Here is a 21,897-nt window from a genome sequence, read left to right as displayed (position 1 = left end):
GGCTCCACGGTACCCGCCCGTGAACCTTTACCAGTCGGCCTCGGTGTATTGGATGACACCGCGAATGTTCTTGCCGTCGAGCATGTCCTGGTAGCCGTCGTTAATGTCTTCGAGCCGGTAGGTGTTGGTGACCATCTCGTCGACCTTCAGCAGCCCGGACTTGTACAGCCCGACCAGCCGCGGCGTTTCGATGTGCGAATTGCCGCCGCCGAAGATGTTGCCTTTCAACGTTTTCTGCAACATCGTGAACAGGAACAAGTTGAGCTTGACGTCGACGTCGGTCATAGCGCCCATGCCGGTCACCACGCAGGTACCCGTTTTGGCGGTCAGAATCATCGCCTCTTCGATCATCTCCCCGCGCATCTCGCCGACGGCGATGATGGTCTTGTCGGCCATCAGGCCGTAGCTGAGGTCGATCATCGGGGCGATGGCTTCGGCCATGGACGGATAGACATGGGTGGCGCCGAACTTGATGGCCTGCTCACGTTTGAACTCCACCGGGTCGATCGCGATGACATGCTTGGCTCCGGAGAGCACCGCGCCCTGTAGCGCACTCATCCCGATGCCGCCCACACCGACGATCGCCACCGTCTCACCGGGCTGCACCTGCGCGACGTTGGTCGCGGATCCAAATCCGGTCGGCACCGCACAACCCAGGATCGCCGCCGACTCGAACGGCACGTCGGGGTCGATCTTGACCACGGAATCCTTGTGCACCGTCATGTAGGGGGCGAACGTGCCGAGCAGGTTCATCGGCGACACGTCATGAGTCCCGGCGCGCACCCGGGAAGTGCCGTCGGCGATCGCCTTGCCGCCCAACAACACCGCGCCGCGATCGCAGAGTGACCGGAAGCCCTTCAGGCAGGGCGGGCAGGCACCGCAGGCCGGGATGAACGCCAGGATGACGTGGTCGCCCTCTTCCAGTCCGGTGACTCCCTTGCCGACCTTGGTGACGACGCCGGCGCCTTCATGGCCGCCGAGAGCGGGTAGTCCGATCGGGGTGGCCCCGGTGGTCAGGTGGTAGTCGGAGTGGCACATGCCCGCGGCATGCATCCTGATCTGAACCTCGTCGTCGACGGGATCGCCGACCTCGATCTCGTCGACTGCGAATGGCGAGTTCAGCTCCCATAGCAGTGCGCCCTTGGTCTTCATCCGAGCGATCTTAGCCAACGAGCCAGAACACGTTACAGAACAGCCCCTGATTTATCGCCTGAGCTGCTCATATGGTGCCCTACATGGTCTTGTGTGGAACCCCGACCGTCAGGCCTCCGTCGATGGGAAACTCCGCACCGGTGGAGTACGACGACTCGTCTGAGGCCAGGTACACCACGCAGGCGGACACCTCGCCGGGTTCGGCTGCGCGACCCAACGGGATCTGCAGAAAGTCCTCGGGGATGCCCGCTGTCATCGGGGTGCGAATCATGCCCGGATGAATCGAGTTGACCCGGATATTGTGCGGCGCCAACTCCAGCGCCGCGGCCTTGGCCAGCCCGCGTACCCCGAACTTGGAGGCGACGTAGCCGTACAGACCGGGGCTGCCGCGCAGGCCCTCGACGGACGAGATGTTGATGATCGACCCACCGCCGGCCGCGATCATCGGTTCGACGGCGGCCTGCATGCCCAGGAATGTCCCGGTCAGGTTGATGTCGATGATCTTCTGCCAGTCGGCAAGCGGGAAGTTCTGCAGCGTGTTGCCGTTGACGATGCCGGCATTGTTGACAAGCACGTTCAGGATGCCGAACTCGCCCGTCGCCGCCTCCACCGCCGCCTTCCACTGGTCGGGCTGGGTGACGTCGAGGTGGACGAACCGGGCGGCGGCGCCCAGTTCCTCAGCCAGCGCCTTGCCCTCGTCGTCGAGAATGTCGCCGGCGACCACCCGCGCTCCTTCGGCAACCAATGCCCGCGCGTGCGCAGCGCCCATGCCGCGGGCGCCGCCACTGATCAGTGCGACTTTTCCGTCTACGCGTCCCATGGCGGGTCAGGCTACCCCGCCGCCCAGCAGCGTCTGTGCCTGCGTGAGTGCCGCGTCGAGTTCGCGCAGCGTCAACGCCTGCGAGCGGCCGAGGTGGATTTCGATTTGGTATTCCGGCTGTTTGTTGCTGTCGAAGATCGGTAGTACCACGAATTCTGTTGACGGCAAGTTGGTTTCGAGCTCGTTGGTCACCGAGTGCAGTGTCACCATTGTCATCAGCGTGCTGAGCTGGCGGGTTACTTGTGCCGTCGGCTCCAGCGAGGCCAGCACGGCGGTTAGCCGATCGTGCAGCGAGGCGTGGGCGTCGTCGAACCGCCATGCTCCGTAGCCGCGGTCGCGGATGTCGGCGAGGACTTGCCGGTGCGCGGCGATATCGGCGCGGCTGAGCCGGGGAGTGATGCGGCGCAGCCACCCGTCGACCGCATCGTCGTCGCGCCAGGCCATGGCGACCAGGCCAAAGGGCGGATCGATCGGGAACTGTTGGCCGACGGCATGTTCACTGTCGGTGCCGTGGCCCACCGCGTCGACGGTGGTCAGATGGGCCGCGCCGATTTTGGACATCGAGCACCCGGCGCCGAGTTCCTGGTGCAGAAGCGTCAGTGTTTCGCGGCCACGATCGAGCAGCGGAAACTGCGCGCGCAGGCCGTGCACGAGCCCGAATAGGCCACTACCCAACGCGTAGCGCCGGTCGTCACGCCGCGACACCCAGATTCGACGTTCGAGTTCGGCGAGCACCAGGGCGCACGTCGAGGTGCTGATGTCGCACATCTTGGCCAACTCGGCCGAGGTGCGACCTTGCTGTGAATCCGCCAGTGCGGCAAGGACATCCATGACCCGGCGAGTGGGTGGCGACTTGGCCATTGACGATGCCACGATCACCTCCTTACGATCTGGCCATGATCTTGGAATATGCATCCTAATAATAGGAGATTACATTGCTGAAGGTTGGCGTCTGGGGTCCGGGATCGATGGGGTTGATCGCCCTGCGCGGGGTGATTGACCATCCGCAGTTGCAACTGGTCGACTTGGTGGTCCACAGCGACGCGAAGGCCGGGCGCGATGCGGGGGAGTTGTGCGGAATCGACGCCGTCGGCGTGACCGCAACCCAAGACCCCGCTGCACTGCTCGCCGGTGATGCCGACGCAGTGGTCTACGCGGCGGCGGCCAACCTGCGCCCGGCCGACGCGATCGCAGACATGGCGTCGATTCTCCGGGCCGGCAAGAACGTGGTGTCCTGCTCGGTGGTTCCGCTGGTGTTCCCCGGCGCCGTCGACGCCGCGTTCACCGACCCGCTGCGCGAGGCCGCGCTGGCCGGCGGTGCGTCGTTCTTCACCACTGGGATCGACACCGGATTCGCGAACGACATTCTACCGCTGGCGCTTTCGGGCGTTTCACGGGTCATCGAAAGCGTGCGGGTGACCGAAATGTTCAACTACGCTACCTACCCGGACAAGGCGGCGGTCTACGAGATCCTCGGGTTCGGCAAGCCGGCGGAGTTCGCTGCATTCGCGGCGCAACCGGGAATGTTTACCTTCGGTTGGGGTCCGGTGCTGCACCAGCTCGCCGCCGGGCTGGGGGTGGAGATCGATCACATCGACGAGAACGTGGAGCGCGTCGCGGCCAGCGAGTCGTTCGACACTCCGACCGGCCACATCGCCGCCGGCACGATCGCCGCTATGCGCTCCACCCTGACCGGCTACGTCGACGGAAGACCGACGTTCGTGATCGACCACGTCACCCGCATGCGCGACGACATTGCGCCGCAGTGGCCGCAGCCGCACGTTTCGATCGAGCCAAGGGATCTCGGATATGGATTGGCATCCGGTCGGGGGCTGTATCGCGTGGAAATCGACGGATCGCCGAGCATGCGCTGTGAGTTCGAGATGGCTGATGACCATGATCACGACCTGGGGGCGCGGATCGCCGGCGCATCGCGAATGGTAAACGCCATTCCGGCGGTGTGTCAGGCGCAGCCGGGGCTGCTGTCGGCGTTGGATCTACCGCTGATCACCGGAGCCGGCGTGGTTCGCCCCGTCGTCGGCCCGCCAGCCGACAGCCGGCTGTTCTGACGACTAACGCGCCGAGTGGCCAGTTAAAGCACCCCAAAGGCGGGCGAGTTTCCGTGTCATAACTGGCCGATCGGCAACTGACCATCCACAACGAGCATGACTGCCGCACACCTGAGTTGCACATTGCTGACATGGTCGGCACATGGGAGACGACGATTGGCCGTTCATCGGCACCGAAGCGTTAGCCGACGGACGCGTCACTAGACGCGCACTAGCTGGCCGACACGAGGCCGTCTATCGCAATGTCTATATCCCGAACGGCCATGAGCTCACTGCTGTGACCCGCGGCGTCGCGGCGTGGTTGTGGTCAGGACGGACGAGCACGGTTGCCGGCGTAAGCGCCGCGGCACTGCATGGTTCTCGCTGGGTCGATTCTCGGTTACCCGCAGAGCTCTACAGACGCAACGGCAAGCGAGCTGACGGAGTCGTCATCCATCGCGACGAACTGTGCTGTGACGAGGTCAGCACGGTCGGCGGGATACCTACCACCACGCCGGCGCGAACGGCCTTCGATCTTGGCAGGCGGAACGGGTTGACAACTGCGGTCATTCGGCTGGATGCGCTGAGTAACGCCACCACGTTGGGAGCCGTCGAAGTTGAGGACTTAATCCAACGGCATCGGGGTGTACGGGGGCTGGTGCAACTACGTCAAGTTCTTCAGCTGATGGATGGGGGAGCCGAATCACCCCAGGAGACGCGCACTCGGCTACTGCTCGTGCGCGCGGGCTTGCCGAAACCCGAGACCCAGATAGCGGTGGCGGACCGTTTCGGATATCCATTCGCACGCATCGACATGGGGTATCGCGAATGGAAGGTCGGTATCGAGTTTGACGGGGCGCAGCATTGGACAGATCCTGTGCGTCGCACGGCCGACATCGACCGCTATGCCGAACTTGCTGCGCGTGGCTGGGTGATCATCCGCGTCAGCAGCGAGCTCCTGCGCTACCGGCCCGGAGTCGTAGTCGCCCGAGTATGTGCCGCGCTTCATCAAGCAGGCGCCGAGTGGCCGGTTATTGCACGATTTTCAGCCTTCGGTTCAGGGGGTCGATGCAACAGCATTCGAATTGTGATCAGGAGTGCTGTTGTGCCGCTTCCACCGTTGAGGTCTGTTGTTCGCGAGTTCTGGGGTCATGTCAGTGAGGGGCGTACCGCTGGGGAGGCCGGCGTGGCGGTCGGCGTGTCGGAACATACTGGGATTTGCTGGTTTCGAGATGCTGCTGGGGTGAAACCACGACTGGTCAAACCCAAAACATCTGGTTGTAAGCCGCGGCTGACCTTGGCTGACCGTATTCAGATCGACCTTGGCGTCAAGATCAATGAGTCACTGCACTCGATTGGTGCGCGACTGAAACCGCCCCGGCCAGCCTCGACGATCAAACGCGAGATCGATAACAACGGCGTCAACTACAACGACGGACGCAAGTCGGGGTATCGGCGCAAGGAGGCTTTCGGGGCGCGTCAGAGCGGCAAGACTGCACAGGTTAACTATGACGCGTTCGTGGCCCAGGCCCGTTCTGAACAACGTGGCCGGCGGCCCAAGCCTGGCAAGCTTGCTCTTAGCGAGCGGTTACATGATGAGGTACAGACGCGGCTGTTAGAGGAGCACAGTCCCAAGCAGATCGCCAACCGGTTGCCGATGGATTTTCCCGACGAGCAGGAGATGCGGGTGTCCCACGAAACCATCTACCGCTCGATTTATGTTCAAGGCAAAGGCAATCTGCGCCGTGAGCTGCATACCTGTCTGCGTACCGGGCGGGCGTTGCGCAAACCCCAACGCCGCCCCGGCGAGCGCCGCGGCCGTATCCCGGACATGGTCAACATCAGCCAGCGTCCACCCGAGGTTGAGGATCGGGCGGTGCCCGGGCATTGGGAGGGCGATCTGATCCTGGGCAGCACTGCATCGGGCTCGGCGATCGGCACTTTGGTCGAACGAACCACCCGATTCGTGATGCTGCTGCACCTGCCTAACAATCACAGGGCGCTGGCCGTTCAAGACGCGATCGTGGCCAAAGTGGCTAGCCTGCCGGCGATCCTGCGCCGGACCCTGACCTGGGATCAGGGCTCGGAGATGGCCAATCACATCGAGATCGCTGCGGCCGCCGAGTTGGACATCTATTTCTGTGATCCGCATTCACCCTGGCAGCGCGGGACTAACGAAAACACCAACGGACTGCTGCGCCAATACTTTGCTAAAGGCAAAGACTTATCGGTATTCCCGGCCGACTACCTCGACTACGTGGCAACCAAACTCAACCGACGGCCCCGTCAAACCTTGGGCTGGAAAACACCCGCCGAAGCACTCGACGAACTACTCTCAGACCCGTCCAAACCACCCGCTGTTGCATCGATCACTTGAAACCACCAGCCAAACGTGTGTCATAACTGGCCGCTCAGCCGGTCAAAGGCGGGCAGGCAGGCCGAATTTCGCGAACAGTGAGGTGTCGAGGAAAGCGACGACATGGCTGACGCCGCTGTCGGTGACGTCGAGCACCTGCAGTTGGAACGGGAGATGTCTGTCGCCGTCGCGCATGTACATCGCCGCGGCGGGCTGGCCGTTGGCGACCAACGGGAGCAGGCGCATATCACCGGCCGCTTGCGCAGGGCACTGTTGGCGGATGAGGGCGGCGATCGCGGCGGGACCCTGATACCAGCTGACGAACGGGGGCATCTCCCAAACCGCCTCGGCGGTGAACAACTCCACCAGCCGGTCGACGTCGTAGTCCTCGAACGCTGCGATGTAGCGGGCCAACCGATCCTGCGTCTCCGCCGAATCCGGCGCAGCCAGGCGGTCATCGGCGCTGGGCCCGGCCGCGTCCAACTGGGCGCGAGCCCGTTGCAGGAGGCTGTTGACGGCGGCGGTGCTCGCCCCGATCGCGTCGGCCACCTCGGCGGCCTTCCACTGCAGCACGTCGCGCAGCACCAATACCGCCCGCTGCCGCGGCGACAGGTGTTGCAGTGCTGCGACGAACGCCAGCCGCACCGATTCACGCGAGCCGACAATCACCGCGGGGTCAGCCGGATCGTTAGACGTATCAGGCAGCGGCTCCAGCCACGGCACCTCGGTGCGTTCCACCAACTCGGCAGTCGGATCGGAGCTGGGCGTCCCCAGTCCGCTCGGCAACGGTCGGCGCGCCCGACCCTCGAGCGCAGTCAGGCAGGTGTTGGTGGCAATGCGGTGCAGCCACGTCCGTACTGACGACTTGCCCTCGAAACGGTCGAAGGCCTTCCAGGCCCGCAGATAGGTTTCCTGGACCAGGTCTTCGGCGTCGTGCAGCGAACCTGTCATGCGGTAGCAATGCGCAAGCAGTTCACGACGGTAGGGTTCGGCGCGGGTGGAGAAATCGCCGCCTTCGAGGCTTTCTGCGAGGAGGCTCACCCGAGTGAGCCTACGCAGAACGTGTGACATGCTGCCGTTGATGACTACGACCCGTACCGAACGAAACTTCGACGGCGTCGGCGGCGTACGCATCGTCTACGACGTCTGGACCCCCGACACCACGCCACGCGCGGTTGTCGTCCTCTCCCACGGCTTGGGTGAACATGCCCGCCGCTACGACCACGTTGCGCAGCGGTTCGGTGCAGCCGGCCTCGTGACCTATGCGCTCGATCACCGTGGGCACGGCCGTTCGGGCGGCAAGCGGGTGCTGGTCAAGGACATCTCCGAGTACACCGGCGACTTCGACACCCTTGTCGGCATTGCCGCCAAGGAGTACCCGGGATGTCAATGCATCGTGCTGGGCCACAGCATGGGCGGCGGCATCGTGTTCGCCTACGGCGTCGAACGCCCGGACAACTACGACTTGATGGTGCTGTCCGGACCTGCCGTCGCAGCGCAATCCGCCGTGCCGAAGCTGCTGGCGCTGACGGCCAAGACCCTCGGCGCCATCGCTCCGGGTCTGCCGGTGCAAGAGCTCGACGCCAACGCGATATCCCGCGACCCGGCGGTGGTCGACGCTTACAACACCGACCCGTTGGTGCACCACGGCAAGGTGCCCGCCGGCATCGCCCGCGCGCTGCTGCTGGTTGGCGAGACGATGCCGCGTCGGGCGCCGGCGCTGACCGCGCCGCTGCTGGTCGTACACGGTTCGGAAGATCGGCTGATCACCGTCGAGGGCAGCCACCGGCTGGTCCAGGCGGTGGGCAGTCCCGACGTCGAGCTGAAGGTCTATCCCGGGCTGTACCACGAGGTATTCAACGAGCCCGAGCGCGATCAGGTGCTCGACGACGTGGTGTCCTGGATCGACGCGCGGCTGTGAATAGCCGGAAGGCGATGTCGTCCCCGTCTACTAGCTTGGCGGTATGAGCGACGACAAGATGCTGACGCGGATCGCCGCGCTGTTGCGCCAAGCCGAAGGCACCGACAACGTCCATGAGGCCGAGGCGTTCATGGCGGCCGCGCAACGGCTGGCCACTGCGACATCCATCGACTTGGCGGTAGCCCGATCACACGCCGCCAAGCGCACGCCCGCGCAGACGCCGGTCCAGCGCACCATCAGCATCGGCGACGCCGGCACCAAGGGTTTGCGTACCTATGTGCAGCTGTTCGTGGTGATCGCCCACGCCAACGACGTGCGCTGCGATGTGGCGTCCAATTCGACGTTCGTCTATGCCTATGGGTTCGCCGAGGACATCGACACCACCCATGCGCTGTACGCGAGCCTGGTGGTCCAAATGGTGCGCGCCTCGGATGCCTACATCGCTACCGGCGCGCACCGGCCCACCCCGACGATCACCGCGCGGCTCAATTTTCAGCTGGCCTTCGGGTCCCGGATAGGTCAGCGATTGACCGAGACCCGCGAGCAGACTCAGCGTGAAGCCAAGAAGGACCGCGGTCGTGCCCCGGGTACCGCTATTGCGCTGCGCAACAAAGAAATCGAGCTACGTGACTATTACCGCGGTACGTCCAAAGCGCGCGGTACCTGGCAGGCCAGCCGGGCATCGGCGGGCTACTCGTCGGCAGCGCGACGGGCGGGCGATCGGGCCGGTAAGCGGGCGCGGCTGGGCAACAGCGCGGAGCTGTCGGGGGCGCACACCGCGCTGGGTCGGTGAGCAGCGAAGACTCTACTCCCCGCGACGCACAGCGCTCGAAGGTCTATGCCGCTGAGGAATTCGTTCGGACGCTGTTCGAACGCGCCGCTGAACACGGGTCCGGCGACGTCGAATTCTTTGGCGGGCGGGTGACGCTTCCGCCGGAAGCGCGCTTTGCCTCAGTAGCGGCGGTGCAGCGCTACGTCGACGACGTGCTGGCGCTGCCGACGGTGCGGCAGCGGTGGCCGCATATCCTGCCGCTGCGGGTGCGTTCTCGGCGAGCGGCCACCGCGGCGCACTACGAAAGCCATGGTGGGGCAGGCGTTATCGCGGTGCCAGATCGCGACACCGCGGACTGGGCGATGCGTGAACTGGTGGTCCTGCACGAAATCACGCATCATCTGTGCGACGCGCAGCCGCCGCACGGACCTCAGTTCGTCGCGACCATGTGCACACTGGCCGAGCTGGTGATGGGTCCGGAGCTCGGATACCTGTTGCGGGTGGTGTACGCCAAAGAGGGCGTCAGGTAGGGCTACCGTTGAACGGGTGAGCGAAGTAGGCGCGGTGCTCCCCACCGACGCCGACATTCGTGCCCGCGAGGTCGAGGCGCAGATGACCGACGACGAGCGGTTTTCGCTGCTGCGCAGTGTGATGGGCGCCAACGAATTGTTGCCGGTGCGCGATGAGCGCATTCCGCCCGACGTCCCGATGAGTGCCGGTTATGTGCCCGGCGTCCCGCGCCTCGGTGTGCCGGCACTGCTGATGAGTGACGCCAGTCTGGGAATCACCAACCCCGGCTTCCGGCCGGGAGATACTGCCACCGCGCTGCCCGCCGGTCTGGCGCTGGCCGCCGGCTTTGATCCGGGGCTGGCCCGTGGCGCTGGAGAGGCGATCGGATCTGAGGCCCGCAGCCGGGGCTTCAACGTGCTACTGGCCGGTGGTATCAATCTCGCCCGCGACTCGCGTAATGGCCGAAACTTCGAGTACCTCTCCGAGGACCCGCTTTTGAGTGCCACAATCGCGGCCGCATCGATCGAGGGCATCCAGCGGCAAGGCGTCATATCCACGATCAAGCACTACTCGCTGAACTGCAACGAAACCAACCGGCACTGGCTGAATGCCGTTATCGAACCGTCTGCCCACCGCGAATCGGACCTGCTGGCGTTCGAAATCGCCATCGAGCGCGCGCAACCCGGCGCGGTGATGACTGCCTACAACAAAGTCAACGGCGACTACGCAGGCGGCAACGACATCTTGATCAATGATGTGCTGAAAATTGCTTGGGGATACCGCGGTTGGGTGATGTCCGACTGGGGCGCGACACGAAGCTGGGAATTCGCGCTCAACGGCCTCGATCAGGAATCCGGAGCGCAGATCGACACATTGTTCTGGCAGGCAGAGGCGTTCGGTGACCAGCTCAAAGCCGCCTATGCCGCAGGCAAACTATCCAAAGAGCGCCTGTCAGACATGACGCGCCGGATCCTGCGGTCCATTTTCGCTGTCGGTGCCGATCGATGGGACGCCGCGCCCGCGCCGGATATGCATGCCCACCACGGCATCGCGTTACAGGTTGCTCGGCAGGGCATCGTCTTGTTGAAAAACGATGGGGTGCTGCCGCTTTCACCCGATGCCAGCATCGCCGCGGTCGGCGGATGCGCGCAACTGGGTGTAGTGGCCGGTTGCGGGTCGAGCACCGTGGTTCCGCCCGGCGGCTATGCTCAAGTGATCCCGCTCGGCTGGCCTGGGGGTCTACGCAACCTCTATGTATTGCCGTCGTCACCGGTAACCGAGCTGCGGACCCATCTCCCGGGCGCGCGGGTGGAGTTTGATCCCGGTATCAGCCCGGCGGAGGCGGCGTTGGCGGCACGACGCGCAGATGTCGCGATCGTGTTCGCTGTCCGCGTGGAAGGGGAAGGCCTCGACAGCGTCGACATGTCGCTGCCCTGGGGTCAAGACGCGGTGATCGCCGCTGTCGCTGAAGCCAACCCGAATACGGTGGTGGTGCTGCAGACCGGTAATCCGGTCGAGATGCCCTGGCGCGGCGCGGTCAGGGCGATTGTGCAGACCTGGTACCCAGGGCAGGCCGGCGGTCAGGCGATCGCGGAAATCCTTGCCGGGCATGTCAATCCGTCGGGCCGATTGCCGATCACCTTTCCCGTCGACCTGGGCCAGACTCCGCGGCCCGAGTTACCGGGGCTAGGCGAACTGTGGGGGACTCCAACGACGATCGACTACACCGAAGGTGCCGAGGTCGGCTATCGGTGGTTCGCCAAGCAGGGCCGCGCCCCGCTGTTCGCGTTCGGGCACGGCCTGTCCTACACGACCTTCGAGTACCGCGATCTACAGGTACACGGCGGCGCCACCGTCATCGCACGCTTCACCGTGGCGAATACCGGCAACCGCCGCGGCGCCGACGTGCCACAGCTATATCTGACAGCGGCCCCGGCGGGAGCACGCATGCGATTGCTCGGTTTCGAGCGGGTTGAACTCGAGCCGGCCGAAACTCGCCTGGTCACCATCGAGGCGGACCCGCGGCTACTGGCCCGCTATGACGGGGATGCCGGCAGCTGGCGAATCGATGAGGGCTTGTATGCGGTGGCAATCGGCGCGTCGGCAAGCGCATTGAAACTGACCGCGGAAACCGAGCTAGCCGGCCGCCACTTCGGGCGATGACCGGCTAGCCCGGACCGCGAATTCCGTATCTAGCTGACAGCGACCAGTTCGTCGCCGCAGGTGCAACGGTACGGTTCGCCCGCACCGGCGCAATGGCATGCGACCTCGATACGAACACGGCACCCGCAGCCCTCGTGGCCACAGGTGAGAACAGTGCCTGCCTCGTTGCTGCCCATGTGTTTCACCCTTATCTGTGTCGGGGACCCCAGTTGCTCGGCGGGATCCGGGTACTTCCGAGTGCCTGTCCTGCCGCGGACAACCACCCGCTCAACATATACCCCATACGGGTATGCCGTAAAGGCCTGCGACGGAACTTTGTGGCGCCGATCCGCTAGCGTGGACCGCATGACCCCGCAGCCGAATCCCAAGGACGTGGACGCATTTCTGGACACCACCGTCGTCGGCGACGATCCGGAATTGACCGCGGTGCTCGACGCCAGTGCGGCGGCTGGGTTGCCGCAGATCGCTGTTTCGGCTCAACAAGGCAAGTTTCTTTACCTGCTGGCCGGCGCGATCCGGGCGCGGCGAATCCTGGAGATCGGCACGCTGGGTGGTTACAGCACGGTCTGGTTGGCCCGCGCAGCCGGTCCGGACGGGCAGGTGGTGACGCTGGAATATGAACCCAAGCACGCCGAGGTGGCGCGAGCGAACATGTCTCGCGCGGGCGTCGATGACCGAGTAGAGGTAGTGGTCGGCCCCGCGTTGGAGACATTGCCGACGCTGACCGGCGGCCCGTTTGACTTGGTATTCATCGACGCCGACAAAGAAAACAACCTGGGCTACCTGGATTGGGCGGTTCGGCTGGCCAGGCCGGGGTCAGTCATCCTGGTGGACAACGTGATTCGTGAAGGGCACATCTTGGCGCCCGCACCCGATGATCATCTGATGGAGGTGGTGCGCCAGACGCTGCAGGTGATGGGTGAGCATCCGCGCCTGGATACCGCCGTGATCCAAACGGTCGGCGCCAAAGAATGGGACGGCTTCGCGATGGCCTTGGTCAAGTGACCGTCAGGGCGTCAGAGCCTCGACCGCCTGCTGAGCCGACGTGATCGTGCTGATCCGCAACGCGGTCTCGCCGGCGTAGAGGGCGCAAGAGTCCACCGCCGAATCCGGCATGCCCGCCAGCGGCGCCAATGGTGTGAACACCGGCAGCGCAGCAGATTGCAGGCGGGTGAGCTTGCCGGGGTCGAGATTGGCGAGCACGGACAGCCACCGGCTGCTGGCGCTGATGGCACTGGGCAATGCCTTCGCGGACCCGTCGCCGCGGCACCAGCGACGGGTGGCCGCGTTCGGAACAACTCGGTGCCGTAACGGCCAACTCACGCTGAATAGCGTGGTTTCCACCGTCTTCTCGGCGTTGATGACGCGCCGCTGGTATTCGGGATGTGCGCCGGCTTCTTTGGTCAACAGGAACTTCGTGCCGGCGATGACGCCGACGGCTCCGTTGTCGAGCGCCGCGCGGGTGTCGGCGGCGGTGGCGATGCCGCCGGCTGAGAACACCGGACGGCCGCCGGCTGCCGCCAACGCCTGGGGTAGGAACTCGAGCGCCGGTACGGTTCCCACCAGATGGCCGCCGGCTTCGCGGCCCTGTGCGATCAAACCGTCAGTGCCCCAGCTGATTGCCTCGCGGGCCTGGGTGTCGGTGCCGACCATCACGAAGACGAAGATCCCGGCGTCGCGCAGGCGCTCGACAATGTCACCATCACCGCCGAATGCCACCACCGCAACGTCGACCCGGTTGTCGATGCAGACGTCGACGTGACCGCGCCGCACGAAGGGCATGAGCAGGTTGACCGCGACGGCGCGGCCAGGCGCCTCAGCCCGCACTTGGTCGATCGCCGCTCGCAGTTGGGCGGGGGGCGCCAGCCCCAGCGTGCCTAGGCCGCCGGCGCTGGCGACGGCACCGGCCAGGCGTGCCCCGGCCAGTCCGCCGCCCATGCCGGCTTGGCCGATCGGGACGTCGAGTCGCAGTCGATCCGCGATGTCCATGGCTCACCTTTCCTGTTCGGCGCGAGCGTGCGCAGTCCCGGCCCAGTGCCCGGCGTGTCGGCCGGGGACACGCACGCTCGCGCAAGAGGCAGGAGCGCACTTAGCTGCAGACCGCGCCGATCGCAGCTGAGCCGACCAGCTTGACGTACTTGGCCAATACGCCGGTGGTGTACCGCGGCGGCAGCGGAGTGAAACCGGCACGGCGAGCGGCGAACTCGTCGGCATCGACCAAGACGTCGAGGGTCGCGTTGGCCACGTCGAGCCGGACGCGGTCGCCGTCGCGCAGGAAGGCGATCGGTCCGGCGTCGACGGCCTCGGGGGCGACATGCCCGACGCACAAGCCGGTAGTGCCGCCGGAGAACCGGCCGTCGGTCAGCAACAGCACATCCTTGCCCAGGCCGGCGCCCTTGATGGCGCCGGTGATCGCCAGCATTTCGCGCATTCCGGGCCCGCCCTTGGGCCCCTCGTAGCGGATCACCACCGCGTCGCCTGCGGTGATGGTGCCGTCTTCGAGGGCATCCAGCGCCGCCCGCTCCCGGTCGAAAACCCTTGCCGTGCCCTCGAAGACGTCGGAGTCGAAGCCGGCCGACTTGACCACGGCGCCCTCCGGCGCCAGCGATCCGTGCAGGATGGTGATGCCCCCGGTCGGATGGATCGGGTTGTCCAAGGCGCGCAGCACCTTGCCGTCGGGATCCGGCGGGGCGATGTGCGCGAGGTTGTCGGCCACAGTTTTGCCGGTCACCGTCAGGCAGTCACCGTGCAACAGGCCGGCATCCAGCAGCGCCTTCATCATCACCGGCACCCCGCCGATACGGTCGACGTCGAACATCACATGGCGCCCGAACGGCTTGACGTCGGCCAGGTGCGGGACCTTCGACCCGATGCGGCTGAAGTCGGCCAGCGACAGCTCGACGCCGGCCTCGTAGGCGATGGCCAGCAGATGCAGCACCGCGTTGGTCGAGCCGCCGAACGCCATCACCACCGCGATCGCGTTCTCGAACGCCTCCTTGGTGAGGATGTCGCGGGCGGTGATGCCGCGACGCAGCAATTCGACCACGGCCTGACCGCTGTGCCGTGCGAAGGCATCCCGGCGGCGATCGGTTGCCGGCGGCGCCGCACTGCCGGGCAGTGACATCCCCAGCGCCTCGGCCGCACTGGCCATCGTGTTGGCGGTATACATACCGCCGCAGGCGCCCTCGCCGGGGCAGATGGCCCGCTCGATCGCGTCGACGTCTTCGCGCGGCATCAGCCCACGCGCACACGCGCCGATCGCCTCGAAGGCGTCGATGATCGTCACGTCACGCTCGCTACCGTCGGACAGCTTGGCCCGCCCCGGCAGGATCGACCCCGCGTAGAGAAACACCGCCGCCAGATCCAGTCGGGCAGCCGCCATCAGCATCCCCGGCAGCGACTTGTCACAGCCGGCCAGCAGCACCGAGCCGTCAAGGCGCTCGGCCTGCATCACAGTTTCGACGCTGTCGGCGATCACTTCACGGGACACCAACGAGAAGTGCATGCCCTCGTGACCCATCGAGATGCCGTCGGACACCGAAATCGTGCCGAACTCAAGCGGATAGCCGCCCGCAGCGAAGACGCCGTCCTTCACGGCCTTGGCCAGCCGGTCCAGCGACAGGTTGCACGGCGTGATCTCGTTCCACGACGAGGCCACCCCGATCTGGGGTTTGGCGAAGTCGTCGTCATCCATGCCGACCGCGCGCAACATTCCACGCGCGGCGGCTTTTTCCAGGCCGTCGGTGACGTCGCGGCTGCGGGGTTTGATGTCCGGGGCGACGGTCGACGTGTCAGTGCTGTGGGCCATTGGCCAAGTATGCTCGTGACCTCGTAGCCGCCCAAATTATTTTAATACCCCACAGGGGTATAGGGTACTGTGGCGGTAGGCCGGCGTGAATTGTGCAGCTCGGTATCAAGATGCTGGGAGGGTAGATGACATCCGCGCACGGGTATTCGCCACAGAAGGACAACTACGCCAAGCGGCTGCGCCGCATCGAAGGCCAGGTGCGTGGCATCGCGAAGATGATCGACGACGACAAGTACTGCATCGACGTCCTCACCCAGATCAGCGCCGTCAACAGTGCGCTGCGCTCGGTGGCGCTGAACCTGCTGAACGAACACCTGGGTCATTGCGTCACCCGCGCGGTGGCCGACGGCGGCGACGAGGCCGAGGAGAAGCTCGCGGAAGCCTCTGCCGCGATCGCGCGACTCGTCCGGTCCTGATCGGCGGGCCGCGCCGAAACGCGTGATTGAGTAATCGGCGTGGCGGCAGTGCGTACGGTAGGTGCAGCGCGATCGTGTCGTAAGCCGGCCGACGCCACATCCGACGCCATGACTGCCCACACCGGAACAACCAGCACCAGACCGTGGACGCCGCGGATCGCGATGCAGTTGACGGTGCTGGCCGCGGCGGCGTTCATCTATGTCACCGCCGAAGTCGTGCCGGTCGGCGCCCTGCCGGCCATTGCCCGCGACCTGCACGTCAGCTTGGCTCTGGTCGGTACTCTGCTGTCCTGGTACGCGCTGGTGGCGGCGTTGACGACGATCCCGCTGGTGCGCTGGACCGCGCATTGGCCGCGGCGGCGGACGCTGTTGTTGACGCTGGTCTGTCTGACCGCCTCCCAACTCATCTCGGCGCTGGCCCCAAATTTCGGGGTACTGGCCGGCGGCCGGGTGCTCTGCGCGATCACCCACGGTCTGATGTGGTCGGTGATCGCACCGATCGCGACCCGGCTGGTGCCGCCCAGCCACGCCGGCCGCGCAACGACGGCGATCTATGTGGGCACCAGCCTGGCGCTGGTGGTGGGCAGCCCGCTGACGGCGGCGATGAGCTTGGTGTGGGGCTGGCGGTGGGCCGTCGTGTGCGTCACCGTCGCCGCGGCGATCGTCACCGCCGCAGCATGGCTGGTGTTGCCGGAGATGGTGCTGTCTGCCGAGCAGCTGGAGCGGGTCGGCCCCGCAGCCCGTCACCACCGCAACGGCCGGTTATGGACAGTCAGCTTGCTCACCATGGTGGCGGTCGGGGGCCATTTCATCTCCTACACCTTCATCGTGGTGATCATCCGCGACGTCGTCGGCATCCGCGGACCGAATCTGGCCTGGGTGCTGGCCATATACGGCGTTGCCGGCCTGGTGGCCGTTCCGGTGGTGGCACGCCCGTTGGACCGCCGACCCAAACGTGCGGTCATCATCTGTATGACCGGCTTGGCGGCAGCGTTTGTCCTGCTGACCGGACTCGCCTTCGGCGGACAGCGCGCCGCGGCCACAGCGCTGGTGGGAACCGGTGCCATCGTGCTGTGGGGTGCGATGGCGACGGCCGTGTCGCCACTGCTGCAGTCGGCGGCGATGCGGAACGCCGCCGACGACCCCGACGGCGCGTCCGCGCTGTATGTCACGGCGTTTCAGGTCGGCATCATGGCGGGTTCGCTGGCCGGCGGGCTGCTCTTTGAGCACAGCGTGCCGGTGATGCTGGCCGCGTCGGCGGCCCTGATGGGTGTCGCGCTGGCGGGGATGACGGCGAGCCGGCACATGTTCGACGTGCCCGTGCCGGCGGAGCGGCCGTAACGTTCCCCACTGCACACCGATTAACACAGCAGGTCAGCGCTGTGAAGCGGCGCGCGCCACGCTCGCTGAGCCGGTAGCGGATCGCCGTGCTGTGCCACACTGGTTGAGATTGTGACTGGAGGTATGCATATGTCGCGACGCACGAGGCGCTTTCTCGTCGCCGCCGCCAGTACGGCCGGGATGGCCGCTGTGCTGACGCTGGGCAGTGGTTCGGCATTGGCCGACCCCGACCAGCCGCCGCCCGATCCGGCTGCGGTGGATGCCGCGCCGGCCGACCCGCCGGCCCCGCCGCCCTGGGCGGATCCGTTCGCGCCGCCCCCGCCGCCGCCGGACGCACCGGCGCCACCTCCCGCGGAGCCGCTCGCGGCCCCGCCGCCGGGTGCGGCGTCACCGGCCGCTGCCGCCCCCGCCGGACCGGCAGCCGGGCAGAACCCAGAGCCGTTCACCGGCCAGCCGCCGTTCCTGCCGCCGACGTTCACACCGGTCAGCGGCTCGATGGTGGGGGTGGCCCAGCCGATCATCATCAACTTCCAGCGGCCGATCGCCGACAAGCCGATGGCCGAGCAGGCGATCCACATCTCGTCGACCCCGCCGGTGCCCGGCAAGTTCTACTGGATGACGCCCAGCCAAGTGCGCTGGCGCCCGATCAACTTCTGGCCGGCCCACACCAACGTGCACATCGATGCCGCTGGAACCACGTCGGACTTCCACACCGGGGACGCGCTGGTGGCAACGGCCGACGATGCCACGCACACGATGACCGTCACGCGTAACGGGACCGTGGAGAAAACCATCCCGATGTCGATGGGAATGGCGGCCGGCGGTCACCACACGGCCAACGGCACCTATTACGTGCTCGACAAGAAGGCCAAGATGGTGATGGATTCCACCACGTACGGGGTGCCGGTCAACTCGACCTACGGCTACAAGGTGGATGTCGAGAATGCCGTCATGTTCGACAACAGCGGTGACTTCGTCCACAGCGCGCCGTGGTCGGTGGCCGATCAGGGCAAGCGAAACGTCAGCCACGGCTGCATCAACATCAGCCCGTCGAACGCCAAGTGGTTCTTCGACAACTTCGGCACCGGTGATCCCATCGTGGTGAAGAACTCCGTCGGTACCTACAGCAAGAACGACGGCTCCAACGACTGGCAGCTCTAGCTCGTCGCGAGAGTGCAACTGCCGACGGCGGTACTCGTAAAACGCGTCGGTAGTTGCACTTTCGCGATCAGTACTTAGTTCCAGATGCGCACCCGGCGGGCCGGGTCCAGGTACAGCGCGTCGCTTTCGGCCACATCGAAGGCGTCGTAAAAGGCGTCGAGGTTGCGGATCACGCCGTTGCAGCGAAACTCCGGCGGGGAGTGCGGGTCGATCGCCAGGCGCCGGATCGCTTCGGCCTCACGTGATTTGGCCCGCCACACCTGTGCCCAGCCGAAGAACACCCGCTGCACACCGGTCAGCTCGTCGATCACCGGGGCGGGTCGGCCGTTCAGCGACAACTGATAGGCCAGCAGCGCGATCGACAACCCGCCCAGATCGCCGATGTTCTCCCCGACGGTGAACGCGCCATTCACGTGGTGGCCATCGTCGAGCCCGCGGGGTGTGTAGACCTCGTACTGCTCGACCAGTGCCCTGGTGCGTGCGCCGAACTCGGTGCGGTCATCGTCGGTCCACCAATCGACGAGGTTGCCGTCGCCGTCGTACTTGGCGCCTTGGTCGTCGAAGCCGTGGCCGATCTCGTGGCCGATCACCGCGCCGATACCGCCGTAGTTGGCGGCGTCGTCGGCCTCGGGATCAAAAAAGGGCGGCTGTAAAATCCCTGCCGGGAAGACGATTTCATTCATCCCCGGGTTGTAGTAGGCGTTGACGGTCTGCGGTGTCATGAACCACTCGTCACGATCGACCGGACCGCCCAGCTTGGCCAGTTCGCGGTCATGGTTGACCGCATAACCGCGGCGGTAGTTGCCGTAGAGGTCGTCGCGATCGATCACCAGCGTCGCATAGTCGCGCCATTTCTTCGGGTAGCCGACCTTGGCGGTGAACTTGTCCAGCTTGTCCAGCGCGCGTTGCCGGGTCTGCGGTGTCATCCAGTCCAGGCTGGTGATGCTGATCCGATACGCCTCGCGCAGGTTGTGCACCAGCGCATCGATGCGTGCTTTGGCGTCCGGTGGGAAATGCCGCTGCACATAGAGCTTCCCGACGGTGTCGCCCAACAGGCCCTCCACCAGCGACACGCCACGCTTCCAGCGCTCCCGGATCTCCTCGGCCCCAGTCAACCTGCGGCCGTAGAACGCGAAGTCCTCGCCCACCAGCGCATCGGTGAGCAATCCGGCGCGGGAATGAATCAACCGCCAGCGCGCCCACCGCTTCCAGTCGTCGAACTCCTCGCCGCGCCACAGTGCCGCGAACGCGGTGAGGTAATCCGGTTGGCGCACAACGAGTTCGGTGACTTGCTCGGGCGTGCTGCCCAGCCCGCCCACCCAGCCGGCCCAACCGAATCCCGGCGCCTGGGTCTCTAAGTCAGCCAACGTGCGCAGGTTGTAGGTGAGCTCGGCGTCGCGGCGTTTGACCACGTCCCAGTGCGCGGCGGCGAGCTTGGTCTCCAGGGCCACGATCCGGGCCGCGGTCTCAGCGTGTTCCGCCGGATCTCCGCCGTACACCAGCGCGAACATCCGCGCGATGTGGCCGGGGTAGGCGGCCAACAGCTCGGCGTGCTGCTCGTCGCGGTAGTAGGACTCGTCGGGCAACCCGATGCCGGACTGGGTGACGTGCACCAGGTAGCGGGTCGAATTCTTCGAATCGGTGTCGATGTACATGCCGGCCCCGCCGCCCACGCCGGTGCGCTGCAACGCGCCGACGACGGCCGCCAGCGCGTCGGGGTCGCCGGCCTCGTCAATGCTGGCCAACTCGTCGAGCAGCGGCGCTACGCCGCGGCGTTCCACGGCGTCCTCGTCGAGAAAGCTGGCGTAGAGGTCGCCGATGCGTTGTTCATCGGAGCCGGCGGCCGCGCCGGTTTCGCCGGCCTCCGCGATCAGGTCACGGACTTGGATCTCTGCCCGGTCGAACAGTGAGCGAAAGGCACCGTCGGTGGCGCGGTCGGCCGGGATCCGATATTCGTCCAGCCAGCGGCCGTTGACGTGACCGAACAGGTCGTCTTGGGGGCGGGCACTGGTGTCGACGTGGCTCAGGTCGATACCCGAGCGGATAGCTTCTACCGTCACCCCGCCATCCTTCCATCTTCAGCGGCGGTGGCCGGGCGGCTGCAGGCGCCCGGTAGCCTCACGGCCATGCCCGACGGGGAGCAGACCGAGCCGACGGCCGCCGACGAGACAGCCGAACCGTTAGGTGGGCCGGTCTTCTCGGCCTACGGCATGGCATCGGCGGTGCTGGGCGTGCTGTCGGTTGCTGCGATCGTGCTGGGCGGGCTCATCTGGTCTGCGCACCGCAGTGACCTCGACGAGCGCCACTACCAGAGCCGGGTTCTGCAGACAGCCGCGGATTGGGCCGGGGTGCTGATCAACATGACCACCGACAACGTCGACTCCAGCCTGCAGCGGCTACACGACGGCACCGTCGGCCAACTCAACGTCGATTTCGACTCCGCGATCCAGCCCTACCGCCAAGTGGTGCAGAAACTGCAGACCCGCAGCGCCGGCCGGATCGAGACCATCGCGATCGAAGCGGTGCGCCACGACCCGGACGCCCAGCCCGGTACCCGCCGGCCGGCTGAACCGCTGCCGGCTGGGATGGCCCGCCGAACCGACTCCGTCATGGTGGCCGCCACGTCGGTCAGTGAGAACGCCGGGGGCAAGCCGCGGATCGTGCCCTGGAGTCTGCGGCTCGGCGTCTCTGACGTGGACGGCAAGCTGCTGATCTCACGCCTGGAGTCGATTCGATGAGGAACGCGTGGCGGTTATTGGCGTTTGATGTGGCAGCGCCGGTGGCCGCGATCGGCGCGCTGCTGATGATCGGGGTTGTTCTGGGCTGGCCGCTGTGGTGGGTATCGGCCTGCTCGGTGCTGGTCCTGTTGATCGTCGAGGGCGTGGTGGTCAATTTCGCGCTGCTGCGCCGTGATTCGGTCACCGTCGGCACCGACGACGACGGGCCCGGGCTGCGACTGGCCGTGGTGGGCGTCTGTGTCGCTGCGCTGGTGGCCGCCGTGGTGGTCGGGTATACCCGTTGGACCGTGCCGGACCGCGACCTCAAACACGACGCGACCGAGGTGGTGGCCGTCGCGACCCGACTGGCCGAGGCGACGGGGTCGTTCACCCCGAGTGCGCCCAACGCCTCGATCGATCGCGCGACAGCAATGATGGTGCCCGACAAGGCGGGTGCGTTCAAGGAGCAGTACCTAACGGCCACCGAAGACGTGAACCACCGCCACGTCACTGCGCAGGCTCAGACACTGTCGGCCGGCGTCGAGGCGATCGGCCCGTCGCGGGCTGTGGTGGCGGTGATCCTGCGGGTGACCCAGAGCGCACCGGGGGAGGAGCCCAGCCGTGGCAGCCGTGCCCTGCAGATTGCCCTCACCAAGGACAGCGGCCGCTGGCTGGTGCTCGATTTGGCCCCGATCAACCCCCATTAGCGGCA

20 protein-coding genes and 1 pseudogene are annotated in these 21,897 nt (G+C 66.0%); 13 read left to right on the top strand and 8 right to left on the bottom strand.

Features of this window, described 5'->3' with window-relative positions:
* Positions 1–27 precede the first annotated feature (27 nt).
* The 3 genes from AC5Y5W_RS10780 to AC5Y5W_RS10770 form a co-directional block, all read right to left on the bottom strand.
* Entirely contained in the window at positions 28–1,152 is a 1,125-nt protein-coding gene (locus AC5Y5W_RS10780; RefSeq protein ID WP_499887908.1) for an NDMA-dependent alcohol dehydrogenase, read from the bottom strand.
* A 79-nt stretch (positions 1,153–1,231) separates the two neighbouring features.
* Positions 1,232–1,972 (bottom strand): glucose 1-dehydrogenase, encoded by a 741-nt coding sequence (locus AC5Y5W_RS10775; protein ID WP_499887907.1) that lies wholly within the window; start codon positions 1,970–1,972, stop codon positions 1,232–1,234.
* 6 nt (positions 1,973–1,978) lie between these two features.
* A complete protein-coding gene (locus AC5Y5W_RS10770; protein ID WP_499888041.1) occupies positions 1,979–2,803 on the bottom strand; it encodes an IclR family transcriptional regulator in 825 nt (274 codons plus the stop codon).
* A gap of 104 nt (positions 2,804–2,907) precedes the next feature.
* Here AC5Y5W_RS10770 and AC5Y5W_RS10765 point away from each other — a divergent pair, with 104 nt between their 5' ends.
* From AC5Y5W_RS10765 to AC5Y5W_RS10755, 3 genes and pseudogenes are all read left to right on the top strand, one after another.
* Positions 2,908–4,041 (top strand): NAD(P)H-dependent amine dehydrogenase family protein, encoded by a 1,134-nt coding sequence (locus AC5Y5W_RS10765; RefSeq protein WP_499887906.1) that lies wholly within the window; start codon positions 2,908–2,910, stop codon positions 4,039–4,041.
* Positions 4,042–4,183: 142 nt separating this feature from the next.
* Positions 4,184–5,038, top strand: a pseudogene (locus AC5Y5W_RS10760) (type IV toxin-antitoxin system AbiEi family antitoxin); the annotation flags it as partial.
* 87 nt (positions 5,039–5,125) lie between these two features.
* On the top strand, positions 5,126–6,397 hold the full coding sequence (locus tag AC5Y5W_RS10755) for an IS30 family transposase (RefSeq protein ID WP_500022306.1): 1,272 nt from the start codon (positions 5,126–5,128) through the stop codon (positions 6,395–6,397).
* 42 nt (positions 6,398–6,439) lie between these two features.
* On the opposite strand, the gene AC5Y5W_RS10750 is transcribed toward AC5Y5W_RS10755, so the two are convergent.
* Positions 6,440–7,510, bottom strand: coding sequence for a sigma-70 family RNA polymerase sigma factor (locus AC5Y5W_RS10750; RefSeq protein WP_500022276.1), 1,071 nt, complete (start codon positions 7,508–7,510; stop codon positions 6,440–6,442).
* On the opposite strand from AC5Y5W_RS10750, the gene AC5Y5W_RS10745 reads away from it, so the two are divergent.
* The 4 genes from AC5Y5W_RS10745 to AC5Y5W_RS10730 all read left to right on the top strand — a co-directional run bounded on the left by AC5Y5W_RS10745 (position 7,458) and on the right by AC5Y5W_RS10730 (position 11,742).
* Positions 7,458–8,297 (top strand): alpha/beta hydrolase, encoded by an 840-nt coding sequence (locus AC5Y5W_RS10745; protein WP_499887900.1) that lies wholly within the window; start codon positions 7,458–7,460, stop codon positions 8,295–8,297. The genes AC5Y5W_RS10750 and AC5Y5W_RS10745 overlap by 53 nt on opposite strands.
* A 43-nt stretch (positions 8,298–8,340) precedes the next feature.
* The gene (locus AC5Y5W_RS10740) at positions 8,341–9,090 is read left to right on the top strand and encodes a DUF2786 domain-containing protein (protein WP_499887898.1); all 750 of its coding nucleotides are present in this window, start codon (positions 8,341–8,343) and stop codon (positions 9,088–9,090) included.
* A complete protein-coding gene (locus tag AC5Y5W_RS10735; protein WP_499887896.1) occupies positions 9,087–9,599 on the top strand; it encodes a TIGR04338 family metallohydrolase in 513 nt (170 codons plus the stop codon). The genes AC5Y5W_RS10740 and AC5Y5W_RS10735 overlap by 4 nt, the downstream gene beginning before the upstream one ends.
* Before the next feature lie 82 nt (positions 9,600–9,681).
* On the top strand, positions 9,682–11,742 hold the full coding sequence (locus tag AC5Y5W_RS10730; RefSeq protein WP_499888039.1) for a glycoside hydrolase family 3 C-terminal domain-containing protein: 2,061 nt from the start codon (positions 9,682–9,684) through the stop codon (positions 11,740–11,742).
* A gap of 29 nt (positions 11,743–11,771) precedes the next feature.
* Here AC5Y5W_RS10730 and mymT read toward each other — a convergent pair whose 3' ends face one another.
* Positions 11,772–11,918, bottom strand: coding sequence for a copper-binding metallothionein MymT (mymT, locus tag AC5Y5W_RS10725; RefSeq protein WP_082969432.1), 147 nt, complete (start codon positions 11,916–11,918; stop codon positions 11,772–11,774).
* Positions 11,919–12,087: 169 nt separating this feature from the next.
* Between mymT and AC5Y5W_RS10720 the strand changes: the two genes are divergently transcribed.
* Entirely contained in the window at positions 12,088–12,747 is a 660-nt protein-coding gene (locus tag AC5Y5W_RS10720; protein WP_499887894.1) for an O-methyltransferase, read from the top strand.
* A 3-nt stretch (positions 12,748–12,750) separates the two neighbouring features.
* Here the strand turns inward: AC5Y5W_RS10720 and AC5Y5W_RS10715 are convergent, their stop codons facing one another.
* Both AC5Y5W_RS10715 and ilvD read right to left on the bottom strand, forming a co-directional pair.
* Positions 12,751–13,731, bottom strand: coding sequence for a nitronate monooxygenase (locus AC5Y5W_RS10715; RefSeq protein WP_499887892.1), 981 nt, complete (start codon positions 13,729–13,731; stop codon positions 12,751–12,753).
* A gap of 100 nt (positions 13,732–13,831) precedes the next feature.
* Positions 13,832–15,550, bottom strand: coding sequence for a dihydroxy-acid dehydratase (gene ilvD, locus AC5Y5W_RS10710; RefSeq protein ID WP_499989176.1), 1,719 nt, complete (start codon positions 15,548–15,550; stop codon positions 13,832–13,834).
* A 125-nt stretch (positions 15,551–15,675) separates the two neighbouring features.
* Here ilvD and ricR point away from each other — a divergent pair, with 125 nt between their 5' ends.
* From ricR to AC5Y5W_RS10695, 3 genes are all read left to right on the top strand, one after another.
* Positions 15,676–15,966, top strand: a complete 291-nt coding sequence (gene ricR / locus AC5Y5W_RS10705; protein ID WP_499989174.1) for a copper-sensing transcriptional repressor RicR — start codon at positions 15,676–15,678, stop codon at positions 15,964–15,966.
* Between the two features lie 108 nt (positions 15,967–16,074).
* A complete protein-coding gene (locus AC5Y5W_RS10700) occupies positions 16,075–17,307 on the top strand; it encodes an MFS transporter (protein ID WP_500022275.1) in 1,233 nt (410 codons plus the stop codon).
* A 129-nt stretch (positions 17,308–17,436) separates the two neighbouring features.
* Positions 17,437–18,468, top strand: a complete 1,032-nt coding sequence (locus AC5Y5W_RS10695) for a L,D-transpeptidase (protein ID WP_500022274.1) — start codon at positions 17,437–17,439, stop codon at positions 18,466–18,468.
* A gap of 74 nt (positions 18,469–18,542) precedes the next feature.
* Here AC5Y5W_RS10695 and AC5Y5W_RS10690 read toward each other — a convergent pair whose 3' ends face one another.
* Positions 18,543–20,528 carry a M13 family metallopeptidase gene (locus AC5Y5W_RS10690; RefSeq protein WP_500009407.1) on the bottom strand — a complete coding sequence of 662 codons (1,986 nt, stop codon included), beginning with the start codon at positions 20,526–20,528 and terminating at the stop codon, positions 18,543–18,545.
* A gap of 66 nt (positions 20,529–20,594) precedes the next feature.
* On the opposite strand from AC5Y5W_RS10690, the gene AC5Y5W_RS10685 reads away from it, so the two are divergent.
* Together AC5Y5W_RS10685 and AC5Y5W_RS10680 are read left to right on the top strand one after the other, a co-directional pair.
* On the top strand, positions 20,595–21,206 hold the full coding sequence (locus AC5Y5W_RS10685; protein WP_500009406.1) for a hypothetical protein: 612 nt from the start codon (positions 20,595–20,597) through the stop codon (positions 21,204–21,206).
* The gene (locus AC5Y5W_RS10680) at positions 21,203–21,892 is read left to right on the top strand and encodes a hypothetical protein (protein ID WP_500009405.1); all 690 of its coding nucleotides are present in this window, start codon (positions 21,203–21,205) and stop codon (positions 21,890–21,892) included. Before AC5Y5W_RS10685 ends, AC5Y5W_RS10680 begins: the two co-directional genes overlap by 4 nt.
* The last annotated feature ends 5 nt before the right edge of the window (positions 21,893–21,897 follow it).

The organism is Mycobacterium sp. NGS51 (assembly GCF_059812525.1).
The sequence above is the reverse complement of the archived record's forward strand: the minus strand, read 5'-3'. Positions and strand labels throughout refer to the sequence as shown.

What these genes read in the sequence shown, in the direction of transcription:
- AC5Y5W_RS10780 (WP_499887908.1), bottom strand. Translation starts at nt 1,152, where the DNA reads ATGAAGACCAAGGGCGCACTGCTATGGGAGCTGAACTCGCCATTCGCA.
- AC5Y5W_RS10775 (WP_499887907.1), bottom strand. Translation starts at nt 1,972, where the DNA reads ATGGGACGCGTAGACGGAAAAGTCGCACTGATCAGTGGCGGCGCCCGC.
- AC5Y5W_RS10770 (WP_499888041.1), bottom strand. Translation starts at nt 2,803, where the DNA reads ATGGATGTCCTTGCCGCACTGGCGGATTCACAGCAAGGTCGCACCTCG.
- AC5Y5W_RS10745 (WP_499887900.1), top strand. Translation starts at nt 7,458, where the DNA reads ATGACTACGACCCGTACCGAACGAAACTTCGACGGCGTCGGCGGCGTA.
- AC5Y5W_RS10750 (WP_500022276.1), bottom strand. Translation starts at nt 7,510, where the DNA reads ATGCGTACGCCGCCGACGCCGTCGAAGTTTCGTTCGGTACGGGTCGTA.
- AC5Y5W_RS10740 (WP_499887898.1), top strand. Translation starts at nt 8,341, where the DNA reads ATGAGCGACGACAAGATGCTGACGCGGATCGCCGCGCTGTTGCGCCAA.
- AC5Y5W_RS10730 (WP_499888039.1), top strand. Translation starts at nt 9,682, where the DNA reads ATGACCGACGACGAGCGGTTTTCGCTGCTGCGCAGTGTGATGGGCGCC.
- mymT (WP_082969432.1), bottom strand. Translation starts at nt 11,918, where the DNA reads ATGGGCAGCAACGAGGCAGGCACTGTTCTCACCTGTGGCCACGAGGGC.
- AC5Y5W_RS10720 (WP_499887894.1), top strand. Translation starts at nt 12,088, where the DNA reads ATGACCCCGCAGCCGAATCCCAAGGACGTGGACGCATTTCTGGACACC.
- AC5Y5W_RS10715 (WP_499887892.1), bottom strand. Translation starts at nt 13,731, where the DNA reads ATGGACATCGCGGATCGACTGCGACTCGACGTCCCGATCGGCCAAGCC.
- ilvD (WP_499989176.1), bottom strand. Translation starts at nt 15,550, where the DNA reads ATGGCCCACAGCACTGACACGTCGACCGTCGCCCCGGACATCAAACCC.
- ricR (WP_499989174.1), top strand. Translation starts at nt 15,676, where the DNA reads ATGACATCCGCGCACGGGTATTCGCCACAGAAGGACAACTACGCCAAG.
- AC5Y5W_RS10700 (WP_500022275.1), top strand. Translation starts at nt 16,075, where the DNA reads ATGACTGCCCACACCGGAACAACCAGCACCAGACCGTGGACGCCGCGG.
- AC5Y5W_RS10695 (WP_500022274.1), top strand. Translation starts at nt 17,437, where the DNA reads ATGTCGCGACGCACGAGGCGCTTTCTCGTCGCCGCCGCCAGTACGGCC.
- AC5Y5W_RS10685 (WP_500009406.1), top strand. Translation starts at nt 20,595, where the DNA reads ATGCCCGACGGGGAGCAGACCGAGCCGACGGCCGCCGACGAGACAGCC.
- AC5Y5W_RS10680 (WP_500009405.1), top strand. Translation starts at nt 21,203, where the DNA reads ATGAGGAACGCGTGGCGGTTATTGGCGTTTGATGTGGCAGCGCCGGTG.